Below are 16,533 nucleotides of genomic sequence, written 5' to 3' on the forward strand. Positions count from 1 at the left end.
TGCATCGTGGTTAGCGAGGATCATTTGCCGAAACGCTGATAAACGGTTCGGTCAGTGATAGCGTGATCTCATTGGAAGAGACACGCTGGCCCAGCTCATCTTCTACCACTACCGACAGCCGCCAGCGGTTTGTCGCCCCTTCTCTACTGTCCCACTTCGGCATAATAATCGTCCAGCCCTGTGCGCTTCGGGTACTGCTGCCAGCAGTTAAACTCAGCGCCTGCGTATCCCCCTGCCATGCGAGGTGGCGGATCCCATGCAGGCTACGCACTTGTACCTCCAGCGCCACCGTTTCTCCAGGCTTGAGATCCCAGGGCGGCGTGGCCAAAAATACCGACAGGGTTTTACGCTGGCGATACTCCAGCGTTGGTAAACTATTACGCTGCGGATCGTCATAACGACTGCCACGTAGCGAGCGGCTGTTTGCCACTTCGCTGACCATCAGTTGTTTTTTTAATGGGACACCGAAACGATAATTCAGCGTTAATCCGAGGTTATTCTGACTGACGCCATTTTCACCTTGCTTATGCTGGGCAGTCATCGTAATCAGCGGCACCGGCGTATAGCTCAGCCCGAGGTTCACTGCTACCGGATTGTGATATCCAGTTCCTGAATGAAACAGATCCACCCGGTCGCCAAAATACTGTTCAACACTGACGCTGGTATTGAGATGATGATAGAAAGGCATCCGCATCTGCGCGGTCAGGTCGTATCCCCGGGCCATCCGTTGTTCCTGCGTGGTGGAACGATCCTGCCAGGAAGAAAAGGGTTGGTAATAATTCGCGGATAATCGTAAATATTCGCCCCACGCTTCTGCACCTAAGCCGCCCCGGGGCAGATTTTCATCCAACAAATTGTCATAAAACGTGTTGTAACCCAGTAGCCAGCCGTCGTGTACCCAGCGCTGCCCAATCCCCGCATTACTGACTAAGCCCTCATCCTGTTGCGTCATGCCTAACTGGCTCCAGGTAAGATAGCGTTGATTGTCCTGCCACGGAATAAACCAACTTCCCCGGCTGCCGGTAAAGCTGCCCTCGTTATCCACCTGCAACCCTACGCTGGCGTTTCCCCAGGGAGAGAGCCAGGATTCCAGTTGTTGATTCACCTGTTCGCTGACCGTGTCACGTACCTGACCAAACGCGAATTGCTTCGCCTGTTCGCCGGTATCAAGGCCGTTATCGGTCATACTGGCTTCACCAAATGCTTTAACCATTTCGGCAAAATGCTTTTCGCCTGCCCGCGATTCCGGTGCCATACCGAGATCGGGCAAACCATCGCTATCGTTATCGAATGGATTTTCAGCTTGGTGAACAAAAGAGGATTGTGCGCTGGCAGTACCCCCTGCCAGTGGCAAGAGTGCAAATACGGCGAGAGGAAAATAAATAATACGGCTCAAATCGTTAGTTATTTCTTAAATCAATTAATTAGGCTCACTTAACCTAAACCATAACGTCTTCAGCAATTAATTGCAGCCTTTATCCCTGTTTTCGGGATTTTCTGACACGAATAATAAGGGGTCTTCACATGCTTTCTTTTCGATATCTGGTACAGGGAGTACCATACACGCCAGGAATTATCCCTCCCATCCGACAACAGGAGTCAAAATGCAAAAGATAGTGATCGTCGCGAACGGTGCGGCCTATGGAAGCGAATCGTTATTTAACAGCCTGCGTCTGGCCATCGCTTTGCGTGAACAAGATGCCGGTCTCGATCTGCGTCTGTTTTTAATGTCGGATGCGGTTACGGCGGGATTACGAGGTCAGAAACCGGCGGAAGGATACAATATTCAGCAAATGCTGGAGATCCTGACAGCGCAAAACGTTCCGGTAAAACTGTGCAAAACCTGCACTGACGGTCGGGGGATCACCGACCTGCCTTTAATCGATGGCGTAGCCGTGGGCACGCTAGTAGAACTGGCCCAATGGACGCTGGATGCAGATAAAGTGTTGACCTTCTGACAGCGCTTGCAGGCACGCGCACTGAAAGTGCTGGAAATTTCCGGATTTAATCTTAGATGGGCGCGGTTTCGTTGAACGTTAACACGCCCTTTCAACCGTTCTGAGGAACTTTGTCACTTTTGTTTAATCGTTATGCCATTTTTTGATCAAAATCAGCATCCTGTTGCTCCCCCTTTGGTGTTATGCAATGAGTGAAATGTGAACAACATCACGCAGCACTTTCGACAGAAAGTACGTTGTTTTCAAGAACGGGGTGAAAAATGGCATTAGTGAAGGCGAGTTTAAAGTTATTTGGTGGCGATACGGTGGTAGTGCGCTGTTCCGAGCGCTGCCACATCCATCTGATGAGCGAGAAAAATCACGTCAAAGACACGCAGTCCGACATCTTAAGCGTGCAGGATCGTGATAGCGCATGGTTGACCGTACCTTATACCGGCGTCTGGAACGTGCTGATCGACAGCCACAGTCAGTCGCTTGAGCATTCAATAAGTTTTATTGCAGCATAATCGTGAAATGCCCGATAAGCACCTGGCTGTCGGGCACACGACACACGCTGAAGCTAGGCAAATCCTGGCCGTATAACGCCTTCCGGCAGGTTCTCTCCCAACAACCGTTTGACCGTAATCACCAGATCGTTAAGACAGTCATCCTGCATTCCCAGCTTCACCAGTTCTTGTTCCAGTGAGAACAGATACTGGGCATTGGTGCCTAAAGGTCCACTGGCCGCGGCGATAAGCGGCGCGATCACCTGCGCGCGCGTATCCGACTCGAACAACGGGTGGCGCGGATCCATAATAAAGACCAGCGCGTTCACTGTCCGTCCGTCATCCAGCGCCAATTGACACCAGGTCGGCAGATAACAACCGGTGATCATTTCACGCTTCCACAGCAGAGAAAGTTCTTGCTCCAGCGATGCGTCCGGTAAGCGATAGGCCACGCCGGTAGTGCGTCCGCCCTCTTTCAGGGCCAGCATACGTCCCGGCTGACAGGCCGTTCCTCGCCCCGCCGTCAGACGCAGGCAAAATGCACGGTGCCAACCGACTAATGTCCCGGTACAGGACTCTTCAAATTCTAAGGCCGGGTTCCACATCAACGATCCATAACCGAAGATCCACACCGGTCCATCATCTGGTCGGCAAGCGAGCGTGGCGGCCAGTGAGGCTGCCCGTTGTTCCGCTGACCAGAGTAGTGATTCTTCAATAGCGCCAAATGCCGTCTTACAGTCGGCATTCAATAAAAAATCACGCGTTAACACCTTACACCTCCGCCACTGCAGCTTCCCTGCGACAACTTTTTTGACGCCTTCCGGGCCTTTTTACTGCTCATTTTGAAACCAATAGCTGCACGATAGGCAATTCACCACTCGCTTGCAAGCCAGTAACGGCGCGGCATAGCACGATTCGCTAACGGATGATTCAGACTAATTGATAAAGGCATTATAATTGATACTGTTACGTCTTTTTATGCCATTTATCATCATCACCCTTTTGATAATCATTTTTCACCGCGGCCCACGCTACCTTGTGTGCCGTCTCTTCGCGGGTGGCATCATCACGACGGTCAGATTTATCTTTATACTGTTCCCAGGCGCTATTAAAGGCTTCTTTATAGATGTCCTGAGCATGGGCTGGCAGAACATGCTGTACGCTGTCAGGCAGATCGCTTTTCGATTTATAGGGCATTGTGAACTCCTCTTTTTGGGCTAAACCTTAAGTGTGGTTAACAATGCTGCGATGCGCCAATCATAGACATTTTTAAATTATTTCCTCACCTAACCTTCTGTTAATTAAACACTCTATAAACAAGAAGTTTGTTTTTGACCACTTAGAGAAGGAAAATAAGCGATGCGGTAAAATTTCGTAAAATGTCACCTACAAAACCGCTTTTTCTGTTATTTTTTACATTCTTTAATACTTTTATAATTATAAATACCTGCAGAGATGGAGAATTAACTTAATGACGCAAGTACATGAGGCGGTAAAAACCCGCCACAAGGAGACCTCTCTCGTCTTCCCGATTCTGGCGCTGGTAGTACTGTTCTTATGGGGGAGCAGTCAGTCACTACCAGTGGTCATCGGCATTAATGCGCTTGCCCTTATTGGTATATTAAGCAGCGCATTCAGCGTTGTCCGTCATGCGGACGTATTAGCACATCGACTTGGCGAACCCTACGGCTCGCTGATCCTCAGTCTGTCAGTTGTTATTCTTGAAGTCAGTTTAATTTCCGCATTAATGGCGACCGGCGATGCCGCGCCGACGCTAATGCGCGACACGCTGTATTCGATCATTATGATCGTCACCGGCGGTTTAGTCGGTTTTTCATTACTGCTGGGCGGCCGCAAATTTGCCACTCAGTATATGAACCTGTTTGGTATTAAGCAGTATTTAATCGCCCTGTTTCCGCTGGCCATTATTGTGCTGGTGTTTCCAATGGCGTTACCGGGAGCCAATTTTACTACCGCGCAGGCGCTACTGGTGGCGCTCATTTCTGCGGCAATGTACGGCGTATTCTTGCTGATTCAAACAAAAACGCACCAGAGTCTGTTCATTTACGAGCATGAAGATGAGGGTGACGACGACGATCCTCATCATGGTAAGCCGTCAGCGCACAGCAATATCTGGCACGCTGCGTGGCTCATCATTCACCTGATCGCTGTTATCGCCGTCACCAAGATGAACGCCAGTCCGCTGGAGACCTTGCTGACTGAGCTCAATGCGCCAGTGGCGTTTACCGGTTTCCTGGTGGCATTGTTGATCCTCTCCCCTGAAGGGCTGGGGGCGCTGAAAGCGGTGCTGAACAATCAGGTACAGCGGGCGATGAATTTGTTCTTCGGTTCAGTATTAGCCACTATTTCACTCACCGTACCGGTAGTGACGCTGATCGCCTGGGCAACAGGTAATGATTTGGTGTTTGCTTTGGGCGCGCCGGAGATGATTGTCATGGTCTCGTCGCTGGTACTGTGCCAAATATCTTTCTCCACCGGACGAACCAATGTGCTTAACGGTGCGGCGCATCTGGCGCTATTTATCGCCTATCTGATGACGATATTTGCCTGATTATTATTTTGGCGGCACCAACGGCCCTTTGCAGGGCCGTTTTCTTTTACCGCGTTTATTGCGCCGGATAAACCTGTTGGCCATCGACAAACGTTAATAACGATTCCGTTTGATGCAATTTGTCTGGCGCAATAGCCATAATATCCTGATTCAGCACCGCAAAATCGGCGAGTTTACCGGCCCGCAAACTTCCCCGCTGCTGTTCGGCAAAAGCCAGCCAGGCGGCATTCAGGGTATACATTTTTAACGCATTTTCCCGGCTTAACTGGCGCGTGTCATGGCGTACCGAGCCGTCGAGCGTCTTACCTGTGACATGATACTCAATAGCATGCCACACTCCCGCAACGCCAATTCGCGTCGCATCTGTCCCCCCGGCAACGATTACCCCCTGCTCTAACGCGGGTTGAACTGGCGATGCTAGCGCCGCCACCGTTTTACCATTTGCGCGTTCAATGGCGGGAGATTCAAAATAGGGTCCCATCTGAACAGAATAGGCTAAACCGAGTTTCTTCATGCGGGCAATCGATTCGGGCGTACCGGTATTGAGGTGCGCAATAGACCAGCGCAACGGAGCAATGTCATACGATTTAGCCACCTCGCTAATGAGATCTAAAATCGCGCCCGCACTGTCATCGGTGTAGGCATGTATTTCTACGGCAACCCCTTCTTTGGCAGCAAGCTGGAGCACCTTTAATTGTTCTTGTTGGGATTGTGCAGAAGAATTAAATCCAGATGACATCCGTACGCCATCATTCATTGCCATCACCAGGCTTTCACCGAAGCCCAGAAAGGCTATTCTGCCGTCATCGTGTATTGCCGGGCGAAATGCCAGACGTTGTTTAAACCATTCGGTCTCATTACCAGGCGGCGCCGATAAACGATACCCAACCCGTATCCTGAGAGGTTGCTGCTGAAGTTTAAAGAAATCACGATAAGCTTGCTCATGCCCGGCAGAAGGATCGATAAAACCGACCACGCCGCGTTTATTTAGATAATGAATAAAGGCGTTAAGGTTCTTTTCAACATCGGAAGTCTGGCTAATCTGGGCGAAAAGCTGGTTAAAGCTGCCAATGGTCCCGCGTAATTTACCCGTTGCCAGCCCTTTATCATCGCGTTCTATCACGATCCCTGCCGGAACATCCGGCTGTGGACTATTAAGTTTTAGGGTCTCGATAGCCTTTTGATTTAACAGGGCATAGTCATAAAGGCTTTGTATATACGCAGGATGATGAGGCAGCGCCTGATTCAGTTCCTGAACCGTCGGATCCCGCTTTTCAGCAAATTGTTCAGGTATCCATGAGCCAGCCACCGCCACCCATTGCGTAGCGTTTTTCTTGGCCGCAGATTGCGAGAGTTTATTTAACGCATCGGGTAAATTTTTAGTATCAAACCAGTAGGTTTCAAATAAAAACGTCCTGCCACCACGAATGCCATGCAGATGCGCATCAATTAATCCCGGAATAACGGTTTGCCCCGTCAGATTGATTTCCTTCGTGTTCGGTCCGGACCATTTTTTCACCGTTTCATTATTACCAACCGCAATAATATGCCGCCCTTTTACCGCCAGCGCCTGCGCGTTGGGTTGTTGTTCATCCATGGTAATCAGCTTGCCGTTATACAAAATAACATCGGCTTTGTCCTGAGAATGCACCAGAAATGAAGTTCCAATCAGAATTGCAGCCAACGTTGCGTTGCGAATAGCCGGAGGGGGAGTATTAAAGCAAAGTCCCAGTTTACCCATCATATTAATCTACCTTTTCACGTGATGAAAATCAGGAAAGCTGATGCAGCACCGCCTGGCTGGCGATGTGTGCACTGGATAGCAAACGTTCGAGCGTATGCCCACAACGGGCTTTTCCCGACAGACCGAGCATCGTGGTACTGACATAATCGGTCAGGCTGTCAGCCACTTCGGGATGGCGTTGGGCGATAAAGTCATGAATTTTATGTTCAGCAACCGAGTAGAAATCCCGTGCCACCTGCCGCGCCTGCGGATCGTTGCTATGCGTGCCCTCCAGAACCAAACAACCCGGCGCATGCGGATCCGCGGCATAGCGCCGCGCCGCCTCTTCAAGCAACGCAGCAAGACTCTCGGCAACCGGCCTGTCAGAACGCAAAATGTCATCAAACGGGATCGCATCGGTTTGTACATAGCGACCAAGCACGCGTTCATAAAGACCGATTTTGTTCCCAAAAGCGGCATAGAAACTGGGCGGCTTGATGTTCAGGGCCTGCGTAACATCCGCTACGCTCACAGCATCGTATCCATGCGCGTGAAATAAGGGCTGTACTTTGGCAACAGCCAGTTCCGGGTCAAAATTGCGTGGTCGGCCTGGGGCGCGCGAACATTTTGTAGTGCTCATTACAAATCCATTGACAGAAAACCATGCGGCCATTATATATCGATCACTACATAATTGTTCAAGGAGTATCTCATGTCCCCATTTAACGGCAAGTCAGTTCTGGTCCTTGGCGGCAGTCGTGGGATTGGCGCGGCTATTGTGCGCCGTTTCGCTGCAGATGGCGCAGCAGTGACCTTTACCTATTCAGGCTCCGCAGACGCGGCTCAAGTGCTTGCGGATGAAACAGGTTCCCACCCGGCGCAAACCGATAGCGCCGATCGCGATGCCGTCATTAAGCGGGTACGGGAAAGCGGACCGCTGGATGTGTTAGTGGTGAATGCAGGAATTGTGCTGTTCGGCGACGCGCTGGAGCAGGATCCCGATGACGTTGAGCGCCTGTTCCGCATTAATATCCACGCCCCCTGGTACGCGGCAGTAGAGGCGGCACGACAAATGCCTGACGGCGGGCGGATTATCATTATTGGTTCAGTGAACGGCGATCGTATGCCAATTGCCGGTATGGCTTCCTACGCGTTAAGCAAGTCTGCTCTGCAAGGCCTGGCAAGAGGACTTGCCCGTGATTTCGGCGCGCGCGGTATTACGGTCAACGTGGTGCAACCGGGTCCCATCGATACCGATGCGAATCCAGCTGAAGGCCCATTGAAAGAGCTGATGCACAGCTTTATGGCGCTAAAACGACACGGTCGACCAGAAGAAGTAGCCGGAATGGTTGCCTGGCTTGCTGGCCCGGAGGCCGGGTTTGTGACGGGAGCGATGCATACAATTGATGGGGCGTTTGGCGCCTGACAGTAATAACAGGCCGGAGACAAATGCCCCGGCCTGTTCAGCTTTCTTAGTTCTCAGTATCGAGTTCGTCGAAGCTTTTCACCAGGTCATCAATCGCTTTAATCTGCGTGAGGAACTGTTCCAGTTTCGCCAGCGGCAGTGCGGATGGGCCATCGCATTTCGCATTGGCTGGATCCGGATGCGCTTCAATAAACAGGCCTGCCAGACCTACCGCCATGCCCGCGCGCGCCAGTTCAGTCACCTGACCACGACGGCCGCTGCTTGCGGCGCCAAACGGGTCGCGGCACTGCAGCGCATGGGTAACGTCGAAAATCACCGGTGAGTTGCCGGAGACCTTTTTCATCACGCTAAAGCCCAGCATATCCACAACCAGGTTGTCATAACCAAAGTTCGCGCCACGGTCACACAGGATAACCTTATCGTTACCGCCTTCATGGAATTTATCCACGATATTACCCATCTGACCCGGGCTTACGAACTGCGGTTTTTTCACGTTGATAACGGCACCGGTTTTCGCCATCGCTTCAACCAGATCGGTCTGGCGAGCGAGGAATGCCGGCAGCTGAATCACATCCACCACGTCAGCAACAGGCTGTGCCTGGCTGGCTTCATGAACGTCGGTGATCACTTTTACGCCAAAAGTTTGCTTCAGTTCCTGGAAGATTTTCATCCCTTCTTCAAGGCCCGGTCCACGGTAAGAGTGGATGGAAGAACGGTTGGCTTTATCAAAGGAGGCTTTGAACACGTAAGGGATACCCAGTTTTTGAGTAACGGTTACGTAGTGCTCACAAATGCGCATCGCCAGATCGCGGGATTCCAGCACGTTCATTCCGCCAAACAGCACGAACGGCAGGTCATTTGCCACGTTGATGTCGCCAATGCTAACCACTTTTTGTTTCATAGGATCGCCTTAAACGGTAGGTAAAGTGTCATTAATCAATGCAATACAATTTGTTTGTGCGAAATCGTATTAATCTGCGCACGAATCATTTCGCTGATCGGGTCTTCCGGACACTGCTCAACGAAATAACTTAAATCTGTCAGCGCAACATGTTCACACTCCAGTTGCGCATATATCAATCCCCGATCGCGTATTTCATACGGATCTTCAGGATTAAACTGCAATAATGCTTCACTGGCACGCAGCGCCAGTTCCATTTGCCGCTCTTCCATCAGCGATGATTTCAGCGTGTCGAGCAGTTTGCGGATCACTTCTGCGTTATCCGCTTCATCCAGATCTTCATTAAACAGTTCCGCGACCGGGCTGATATTTCCCTTCAGCCACACTTCCAGCGTGTGTTCATTTAACGTTTCGCCATTGAACGGATTGATTAGCCACATTTCGCCATCGAGCGATTCAATGCGCAGGATGAGTTGTGTCGGGAAAATCACCGGTACCAGCGGCAGATCCAGTCGGTTGGCAATCCACAATAAGATCGCGCCCAACGACACCGCACTGCCCTGACGATTTTTCAGAACCTGGTCGAGCCATAGTGCATCAGAAAGACGATAGACGCCGTGGGTGTCCGTAAAACCCCATTCGCCGTAAAAAAGTGCCAGCAGTTTTTCCAGTTGCTCATCCTGAGACAGGAGCTGGCTAATTTCTTCTTGCGCCAGACTGACCAGACGTTCCAGTTCGTCATAGACAGTTTGTGTTGGAAAATCCAGACGGATAGACTCCGACGCCAGGATCATCCCATCACACAATGGCGCTTTATTAAATTCGAAATCAGCTAACGACCTCATGACTTACCCCAGTAACGGTATTTTTGTGGTGGCGAGTTTAATGATGATGTACAGCACCACCAACGCCAGCGGAAATGCGACTAATCGCGCCTGCTGGCTGCGCGCCCGACGGTAATCGAGCGCAATAAAACCCAAAACGATGTAAATGATAACCCCAAACAGCTTTTCAGTCAGCCATGTCCCTTGTTCGGTGAATGGCAGGATGTGCGTTTTAACCATTAACGCTACGCCGCTGAGTAATAAAACGGTATCCACCACCGGCGGCACAATGCGTGTCCAGCGGGCATGGGCAAGACGCGCGTCGGTGTAACGCCACCAAAAACGCAGCGTCAGCAGACTAACGGAAAGCGCAATGCTGATGAGATGAACGTTGAGTAACACACTGAAGGTACTCATGATGGGATGCGTCCAAGCGTAATTCGCTCGTTGCCGCCATAATCACGGCAGGTTTCAACCGCCAGATAACCCGCGCGAGTAAAGGCATCGCGCACGGCCTCACCCTGCTGCCAGCCATGTTCCAGCAACAGATAGCCGCCGGGCGTTAACACGTGCTGAGCCTGGTCAATAATATGTACGATATCCGCCAGCCCCTCATCGCCCGCCACCAGCGCCGACAGCGGCTCAAAGCGCACATCACCCTGCGCCAGGTGCGGGTCCTGTTCGTCGATGTACGGCGGATTGCTGACAATCATGTCAAACTTTTGCCCCTGCAAAGCGCTAAACCAGTCGCTTTGCAGCACACGAACATTGTCGATAGCCAGGTGCTGTGTATTGCGCATAGCCAGCGCCACGGCATCCGGCATCCGATCAACCGCCGTCACCGCGCAATCCGGACGCTCGGTTGCCAGCGCCAGCGCAATCGCGCCCGTACCGGTTCCCAGATCGAGAATGCGACATGCAGAGGCTGGCAGGCGAGCCAGCGCCTGCTCCACCAGACACTCGGTATCCGGACGCGGAATCAGCGTGGCCGGCGATACAAACAGCGGCAGCGACCAGAACTCGCGAACACCGGTTAAGTGCGCCACGGGTTCGCCCCGCTGACGCCGCTCCAGTAACGTATCGAGCTGCTGACGCTGCGCTTCGGTTAACAGCGTTTCACCGAAAGCCAGAATAAAGGTGCGCCCCTTGCCGGTAACGAACTCGAGTAAAATCTCGGCGTCACGGCGCGGGCTTTCGCTTGCCTGTAATTGGCTTATCGCTTCACGCAGCCAGTGCTGATAGTCCATTAATCCTGCTCGGACAACGCCGCCAGTTGATCGGCCTGGTATTCCTGGACAATCGGCTCAATGAGCATATCCAGTTTACCTTCCATCGCTTCATCCAGACGGTAGAGCGTCAGGTTAATGCGGTGATCGGTCACGCGCCCCTGCGGGAAGTTATAGGTGCGGTTGCGATCGCTGCGATCGCCGCTGCCCAGCAGGTTGCGACGCTCAGAGGCTTCCGCCTGTTGACGTCTTGCTACTTCGGCCGCACGAATGCGCGCTCCCAGCACCGACATCGCTTTCGCTTTGTTTTTATGCTGTGAACGTTCGTCCTGGCATTCCACCACGATGCCGGTTGGCAAGTGGGTAATACGGATTGCAGAGTCGGTGGTGTTAACGTGCTGACCGCCAGCGCCTGATGAGCGGAAGGTATCAATACGCAGATCGGCCGGGTTGATATCCGGCAGTTCAGCATCCGGCAGTTCCGGCATGACCGCGACCGTACAGGCCGAAGTATGAATTCGACCCTGTGATTCCGTCGCTGGAACACGCTGCACGCGATGACCGCCGGACTCAAATTTCAGTCGGCCATAAACGCCTTCGCCGCTGATCTTGGCAATGACTTCTTTAAATCCACCATGCTCGCCTTCGCTGGCGCTCATGATCTCAACCCGCCAGCGACGCGCTTCAGCGTAACGGCTGTACATGCGGAACAGATCGCCGGCAAACAGCGCCGCTTCATCACCACCGGTTCCCGCACGCACTTCGAGGAAGGCGTTACGTTCGTCGTCAGGGTCTTTCGGTAACAGCAGTACCTGCAGGTGTTGTTCCAGCTGTTCACATTTCTCTTTTGCTTCGCGCAGTTCATCCTGCGCCATTTCACGCATTTCAGGATCGTCGAGCATCATCTGAGCTGTCTCGATATCTTCCTGAACCTGTTGCCAGTCCGTAAAACAGCGCGATACATCGCTTAATTGGGCATATTCGCGCGACAGTGCGCGAAAGCGGTCCTGGTCTGCGATAGTACCCGCATCGCCGAGCAGCGCCTGAACTTCTTCATGACGTTCATGCAGGGCTTCCAGTTTGGCAACGATAGAAGGCTTCATAGGCGTAAATGCACCCTGTAAAAAATAAGATTGGTGTGCTGCTACTCCAGCCCGAGGCTGTCGCGCAGAATATTCAGGCGTTCACTATCCCCGTCACGGGCGGCCTGTTGAAGTGATTTGGTTGGTGCATGGATCAGGCGGTTAGTCAGTTTCCAGGCCAGATCCTGCATAATAGCTTGCGCATCACCGCCCTGTTGAAGAGCGGCCAACGCTTTGGCGGTCAGTTCATCACGGATCTGTTCTGACTGACTGCGATACTCGCGGATAGTGTCACTTGCGCCCTGGGCACGCAGCCAGGCCATAAACTCGCTGGTTTCCTGCGCAACAATTGTTTCGGCTTCCACGGCCGCCGCTTTGCGCTGGGCCAGGTTATGCGAAATGATGCTTTGCAGATCGTCAACGCTGTACAAGTAGGCGTTGGACAATTTGCCCACTTCCGGCTCGACATCGCGCGGTACGGCGATATCCACCAGCAGCATAGGCTGGTTACGACGGTTTTTAAGCGCACGCTCTACCATTCCTTTACCGATGATCGGCAGCGGACTGGCGGTTGAACTGATAATGATATCGGCATCCTGCAAGCGGGCGTCGATATCGCTCAATGAAATCACTTCGGCGCCGACTTCATCCGCCAGCACCTGCGCGCGTTCACGCGTACGGTTGGCGATGATCATCTTCTTCACTTTGTGTTCGCGCAAATGACGCGCCACCAGCTCGATGGTCTCGCCTGCGCCGACTAACAGCACGGTTACCGTGGAGAGTGATTCAAAGATCTGCCGCGCCAGCGTACAGGCGGCAAAAGCCACGGAAACAGCGCTGGCGCCGATATCAGTTTCGGTACGAACACGTTTAGCGACAGAGAATGACTTCTGGAACATGCGCTCCAGGGCACTGGCGTTCTGGTGGCCTTTCTGCGAATCCGCAAAGGCTTTTTTCACCTGTCCCAGAATCTGTGGTTCACCGAGCACCAACGAATCCAGACCACTAGCGACACGCATCAGATGACTGACGGCGTCATTGTCCTGGTGCCAGTACAGGCTATTGCGCAGGTCTTCTTCATTAAGATTATGGTATTCGCACAACCAGCGAATCAGCGCTTCTTGCAGGTTGTCCTGCTCTTCCACGCTGAGGTAAATCTCTGTGCGGTTACATGTCGACAGCACTACCCCGCCCTGCACCATTGGCAGCGCTTGCAGGCTGTCCAGCGCCTGATCGAGCGTATCCGGCGAAAACGTTACGCGTTCTCGCAGCGATACAGGTGCCGTTTTATGGTTAATACCAAGCGCTAAAAGGGTCATGTGAGCGGGAATAGTACCAGCGTTGATAAGGTTAGACTGGGTGCATCATACAGGATGCGTGCGGTCAATAAAAGAGACACCCCCCTTTTGGAGTAATAGCTTAGCGCACAAATTTAAGCGATTTAAGATAACTTGAACGTAGACGATGTCAGATGGTGGCGCTAGCATTGAGAGTTATAACTGCAACGTATCTCAAGGATTTGTCATCATTATGACCCTGCCTGATTTTCGCCTGATTCGCCTGCTGCCCCTTGCGGCCCTGGTTCTTAGTGCCTGTACGCTCAACGCGCCGAAAGGTCCCGGCAAAAGCCCCGATTCCCCGCAGTGGCGCCAGCACCAGCAGGAAGTACGCGCCCTGAACCAATATCAGACGCGCGGTGCGTTTGCTTATATCTCCGATCAACAGAAAGTGTATGCCCGCTTTTTCTGGCAGCAAACCGGACAGGATCGCTATCGTCTGCTGCTGACTAACCCACTGGGCAGCACGGAACTGGAACTCAATGCGCAGCCGGGCAACGTTGAGCTTGTCGATAACAAAGGCAAGCACTACACCGCCGACGACGCCGAAGAGATGATTGGTAAACTGACCGGTATGCCTATTCCGTTGAACAGCCTGCGCCAGTGGATCCTTGGTCTGCCGGGTGACGCCACCGATTACAAACTCGACGACCAATATCGACTGAGTGAAGTGAACTACAGCAAAGACGGTAAAAACTGGAAAGTGGTCTATAGCGCCTACGACAGCAAAACGCAGCCTGCAATGCCGGCCAACATGGAGCTGTCTGACGGCTCCCAGCGTATCAAGCTGAAAATGGATAACTGGATTGTGAAATGATGAGCCATTGGCCCTCTCCGGCAAAACTGAATCTGTTTTTATACATCACCGGGCAGCGTGCGGACGGTTACCACACGCTGCAGACGTTATTCCAGTTTCTCGACTATGGCGACGAGATTGGCATCAATCTGCGCCACGATGGTGAAATTCATCTCCTAACCCCGGTGGAGGGCGTTGCGCATGAAGATAACCTGATCGTGCGCGCGGCGCGTTTGCTGACGAAGACGGCGTCTGCAAGCGATCGCCTGCCCGCAGGAAGCGGCGCGGACATCAGTATCGAAAAACGTCTGCCGATGGGTGGCGGCCTGGGCGGCGGTTCGTCAAATGCGGCCACCGTTCTGGTGGCGCTGAATCATCTTTGGCAATGCGGGCTTTCGGTTGATGAACTGGCGGCAATCGGCTTGACGTTGGGGGCGGATGTTCCCGTGTTCGTGCGCGGCCACGCGGCTTTTGCCGAAGGCGTGGGAGAAATCCTGACGCCGGTCGATCCACAAGAAAAATGGTATCTGGTCGCTCACCCGGGAGTCAGTATTCCGACGCCGGTCATTTTTAACGATCCTGACCTCCCGCGTAACACGCCAAAAAGGTCAATAAACACGTTACTAAAATGTGAATTCGGCAATGATTGCGAGGTTATCGCAAGAAAACGTTTTCGCGAGGTTGATGCGGCGCTTTCCTGGCTGTTAGAATACGCGCCGTCGCGCCTGACTGGTACAGGGGCTTGTGTCTTTGCTGAATTTGACACAGAGTCTCGTGCTCGCCAGGTGCTTGAGCAAGCCCCGGAATGGCTCAAAGGCTTTGTGGCGAAAGGCGTCAACCTCTCCCCATTGCATAGAGCGTTACTCTAAATCATTCGGGTTTCAGGAAGATGGCGAGATGACAGAACGCCTGGCGCATACAAAACTATGCACTGGTGTGAGGAATTAACGCCAACGCACATGAAACGCGAAGGATGAAGGGTAAGCCGGGCAAGCTGAGTTGCGGTGACAACGTCACCCTGTTCCAGACGTTGCATCGCGCTCTTTAATACACCGCATGGAGAGGATACTGCCTGGCCCGCACAGTTTTCGGCAGATTCTTTCCACCAATGGACGCATGCCTGAGGTTCTTCTCGTGCCTGATATGAAGCTTTTTGCTGGTAACGCCACCCCGGAACTAGCACAACGTATTGCCAACCGCCTGTACACTTCACTCGGCGACGCCGCTGTAGGTCGCTTTAGCGACGGCGAAGTCAGCGTACAAATTAATGAAAATGTACGCGGTGGTGATATTTTCATCATCCAGTCCACTTGTGCCCCTACTAACGACAACCTGATGGAATTGGTCGTTATGGTTGATGCGCTGCGCCGTGCTTCCGCAGGCCGTATCACCGCCGTTATTCCTTACTTCGGCTATGCACGTCAGGATCGTCGCGTACGTTCCGCTCGTGTACCGATTACCGCTAAAGTCGTCGCTGATTTCCTGTCCAGCGTTGGCGTTGACCGCGTCCTCACCGTTGACCTGCATGCTGAACAGATCCAGGGCTTCTTTGACGTACCGGTTGATAACGTATTCGGTAGCCCGATCCTGTTAGAAGACATGCTGCAGCTGAACCTGGACAACCCGATCGTGGTTTCTCCGGACATCGGTGGCGTCGTGCGTGCCCGTGCTATCGCTAAACTGCTGAACGATACCGATATGGCTATCATCGACAAACGTCGTCCGCGTGCGAACGTTTCTCAGGTGATGCACATCATTGGTGACGTTGCAGGTCGTGACTGCGTGCTGGTTGATGACATGATCGATACCGGTGGTACGCTGTGTAAAGCAGCAGAAGCACTGAAAGAACGTGGTGCAAAACGCGTATTTGCTTACGCAACCCACCCGATCTTCTCAGGTAATGCGGCAAACAACCTGCGCAACTCAGTGATTGATGAAGTCGTTGTCTGTGACACTATTCCACTGACTGACGAAATCAAAGCGCTGCCAAACGTGCGTACATTGACCCTGTCGGGTATGCTGGCCGAAGCGATTCGTCGTATCAGCAACGAAGAATCTATCTCTGCTATGTTCGAGCATTAATCGAGCCCGGCTCAAAAACCCGCTGCGGCGGGTTTTTTTATCTGTAATACTTATTTGTATGACTTTTGCCTCCTTCACCTGCCATTCAATTGACAGATGATGCGCTCATGGATGAAACATT

Annotated in this window: 18 protein-coding genes; 7 read left to right on the forward strand and 11 right to left on the reverse strand. The window is 52.5% G+C overall.

Going from position 1 to position 16,533, the window contains the following annotated elements; translation table 11 throughout:
• Nucleotides 1–10: 10 nt before the first annotated feature.
• Nucleotides 11–1,396: a YchO/YchP family invasin gene (locus ACVXHP_RS05755; protein WP_447571039.1), complete on the reverse strand. Its 1,386-nt coding sequence runs from the start codon at nucleotides 1,394–1,396 to the stop codon at nucleotides 11–13.
• A gap of 208 nt (nucleotides 1,397–1,604) precedes the next feature.
• Between ACVXHP_RS05755 and ACVXHP_RS05760 the strand changes: the two genes are divergently transcribed.
• Nucleotides 1,605–1,958, forward strand: a complete 354-nt coding sequence (locus tag ACVXHP_RS05760; RefSeq protein ID WP_447571040.1) for a DsrE/DsrF/TusD sulfur relay family protein — start codon at nucleotides 1,605–1,607, stop codon at nucleotides 1,956–1,958.
• Nucleotides 1,959–2,218: 260 nt separating this feature from the next.
• Nucleotides 2,219–2,464 (forward strand): DUF1883 domain-containing protein, encoded by a 246-nt coding sequence (locus ACVXHP_RS05765; RefSeq protein ID WP_165407771.1) that lies wholly within the window; start codon nucleotides 2,219–2,221, stop codon nucleotides 2,462–2,464.
• Nucleotides 2,465–2,517: 53 nt separating this feature from the next.
• Here ACVXHP_RS05765 and ACVXHP_RS05770 read toward each other — a convergent pair whose 3' ends face one another.
• Together ACVXHP_RS05770 and chaB are read right to left on the reverse strand one after the other, a co-directional pair.
• The gene (locus tag ACVXHP_RS05770; RefSeq protein WP_191221085.1) at nucleotides 2,518–3,213 is read right to left on the reverse strand and encodes a gamma-glutamylcyclotransferase; all 696 of its coding nucleotides are present in this window, start codon (nucleotides 3,211–3,213) and stop codon (nucleotides 2,518–2,520) included.
• 196 nt (nucleotides 3,214–3,409) lie between these two features.
• A complete protein-coding gene (chaB, locus tag ACVXHP_RS05775; protein WP_043016118.1) occupies nucleotides 3,410–3,640 on the reverse strand; it encodes a putative cation transport regulator ChaB in 231 nt (76 codons plus the stop codon).
• 274 nt (nucleotides 3,641–3,914) lie between these two features.
• On the opposite strand from chaB, the gene chaA reads away from it, so the two are divergent.
• Complete coding sequence (gene chaA, locus ACVXHP_RS05780; RefSeq protein ID WP_200006269.1) at nucleotides 3,915–5,015, forward strand: sodium-potassium/proton antiporter ChaA; 1,101 nt, start codon at nucleotides 3,915–3,917, stop codon at nucleotides 5,013–5,015.
• A gap of 55 nt (nucleotides 5,016–5,070) precedes the next feature.
• Here chaA and ACVXHP_RS05785 read toward each other — a convergent pair whose 3' ends face one another.
• Nucleotides 5,071–6,759: an amidohydrolase gene (locus tag ACVXHP_RS05785; protein WP_447571041.1), complete on the reverse strand. Its 1,689-nt coding sequence runs from the start codon at nucleotides 6,757–6,759 to the stop codon at nucleotides 5,071–5,073.
• Nucleotides 6,760–6,787: 28 nt separating this feature from the next.
• Nucleotides 6,788–7,378, reverse strand: a complete 591-nt coding sequence (locus ACVXHP_RS05790) for a TetR/AcrR family transcriptional regulator (protein ID WP_200006267.1) — start codon at nucleotides 7,376–7,378, stop codon at nucleotides 6,788–6,790.
• Nucleotides 7,379–7,450: 72 nt separating this feature from the next.
• Between ACVXHP_RS05790 and bdcA the strand changes: the two genes are divergently transcribed.
• A complete protein-coding gene (gene bdcA, locus ACVXHP_RS05795; protein ID WP_316130288.1) occupies nucleotides 7,451–8,164 on the forward strand; it encodes an SDR family oxidoreductase in 714 nt (237 codons plus the stop codon).
• Between the two features lie 46 nt (nucleotides 8,165–8,210).
• On the opposite strand, the gene kdsA is transcribed toward bdcA, so the two are convergent.
• From kdsA to hemA, 6 genes are read right to left on the reverse strand one after another with little or no spacing between them, the layout of a single operon-like run.
• Nucleotides 8,211–9,065 (reverse strand): 3-deoxy-8-phosphooctulonate synthase, encoded by an 855-nt coding sequence (gene kdsA, locus ACVXHP_RS05800; protein WP_200006265.1) that lies wholly within the window; start codon nucleotides 9,063–9,065, stop codon nucleotides 8,211–8,213.
• 35 nt (nucleotides 9,066–9,100) lie between these two features.
• Nucleotides 9,101–9,910: an invasion regulator SirB1 gene (sirB1, locus tag ACVXHP_RS05805; RefSeq protein ID WP_006684256.1), complete on the reverse strand. Its 810-nt coding sequence runs from the start codon at nucleotides 9,908–9,910 to the stop codon at nucleotides 9,101–9,103.
• A 3-nt stretch (nucleotides 9,911–9,913) separates the two neighbouring features.
• Nucleotides 9,914–10,306: an invasion regulator SirB2 gene (gene sirB2 / locus ACVXHP_RS05810; protein WP_304699113.1), complete on the reverse strand. Its 393-nt coding sequence runs from the start codon at nucleotides 10,304–10,306 to the stop codon at nucleotides 9,914–9,916.
• A complete protein-coding gene (gene prmC, locus ACVXHP_RS05815; protein WP_447571042.1) occupies nucleotides 10,303–11,136 on the reverse strand; it encodes a peptide chain release factor N(5)-glutamine methyltransferase in 834 nt (277 codons plus the stop codon). The genes sirB2 and prmC overlap by 4 nt, the downstream gene beginning before the upstream one ends.
• Nucleotides 11,136–12,218: a peptide chain release factor 1 gene (prfA, locus tag ACVXHP_RS05820; protein ID WP_200006262.1), complete on the reverse strand. Its 1,083-nt coding sequence runs from the start codon at nucleotides 12,216–12,218 to the stop codon at nucleotides 11,136–11,138. The genes prmC and prfA overlap by 1 nt, the downstream gene beginning before the upstream one ends.
• Nucleotides 12,219–12,259: 41 nt before the next feature.
• Complete coding sequence (gene hemA, locus ACVXHP_RS05825) at nucleotides 12,260–13,516, reverse strand: glutamyl-tRNA reductase (protein WP_042307946.1); 1,257 nt, start codon at nucleotides 13,514–13,516, stop codon at nucleotides 12,260–12,262.
• A 211-nt stretch (nucleotides 13,517–13,727) separates the two neighbouring features.
• Here hemA and lolB point away from each other — a divergent pair, with 211 nt between their 5' ends.
• From lolB to prs, 3 genes are all read left to right on the forward strand, one after another.
• Nucleotides 13,728–14,351, forward strand: coding sequence for a lipoprotein insertase outer membrane protein LolB (gene lolB / locus ACVXHP_RS05830; RefSeq protein WP_032939657.1), 624 nt, complete (start codon nucleotides 13,728–13,730; stop codon nucleotides 14,349–14,351).
• A complete protein-coding gene (gene ispE, locus ACVXHP_RS05835) occupies nucleotides 14,348–15,199 on the forward strand; it encodes a 4-(cytidine 5'-diphospho)-2-C-methyl-D-erythritol kinase (RefSeq protein WP_447571043.1) in 852 nt (283 codons plus the stop codon). Before lolB ends, ispE begins: the two co-directional genes overlap by 4 nt.
• Before the next feature lie 265 nt (nucleotides 15,200–15,464).
• Complete coding sequence (gene prs, locus ACVXHP_RS05840) at nucleotides 15,465–16,412, forward strand: ribose-phosphate diphosphokinase (RefSeq protein ID WP_001518537.1); 948 nt, start codon at nucleotides 15,465–15,467, stop codon at nucleotides 16,410–16,412.
• Nucleotides 16,413–16,533: the final 121 nt, after the last annotated feature.

The organism is Citrobacter freundii complex sp. 2025EL-00176, from assembly GCF_053309355.1.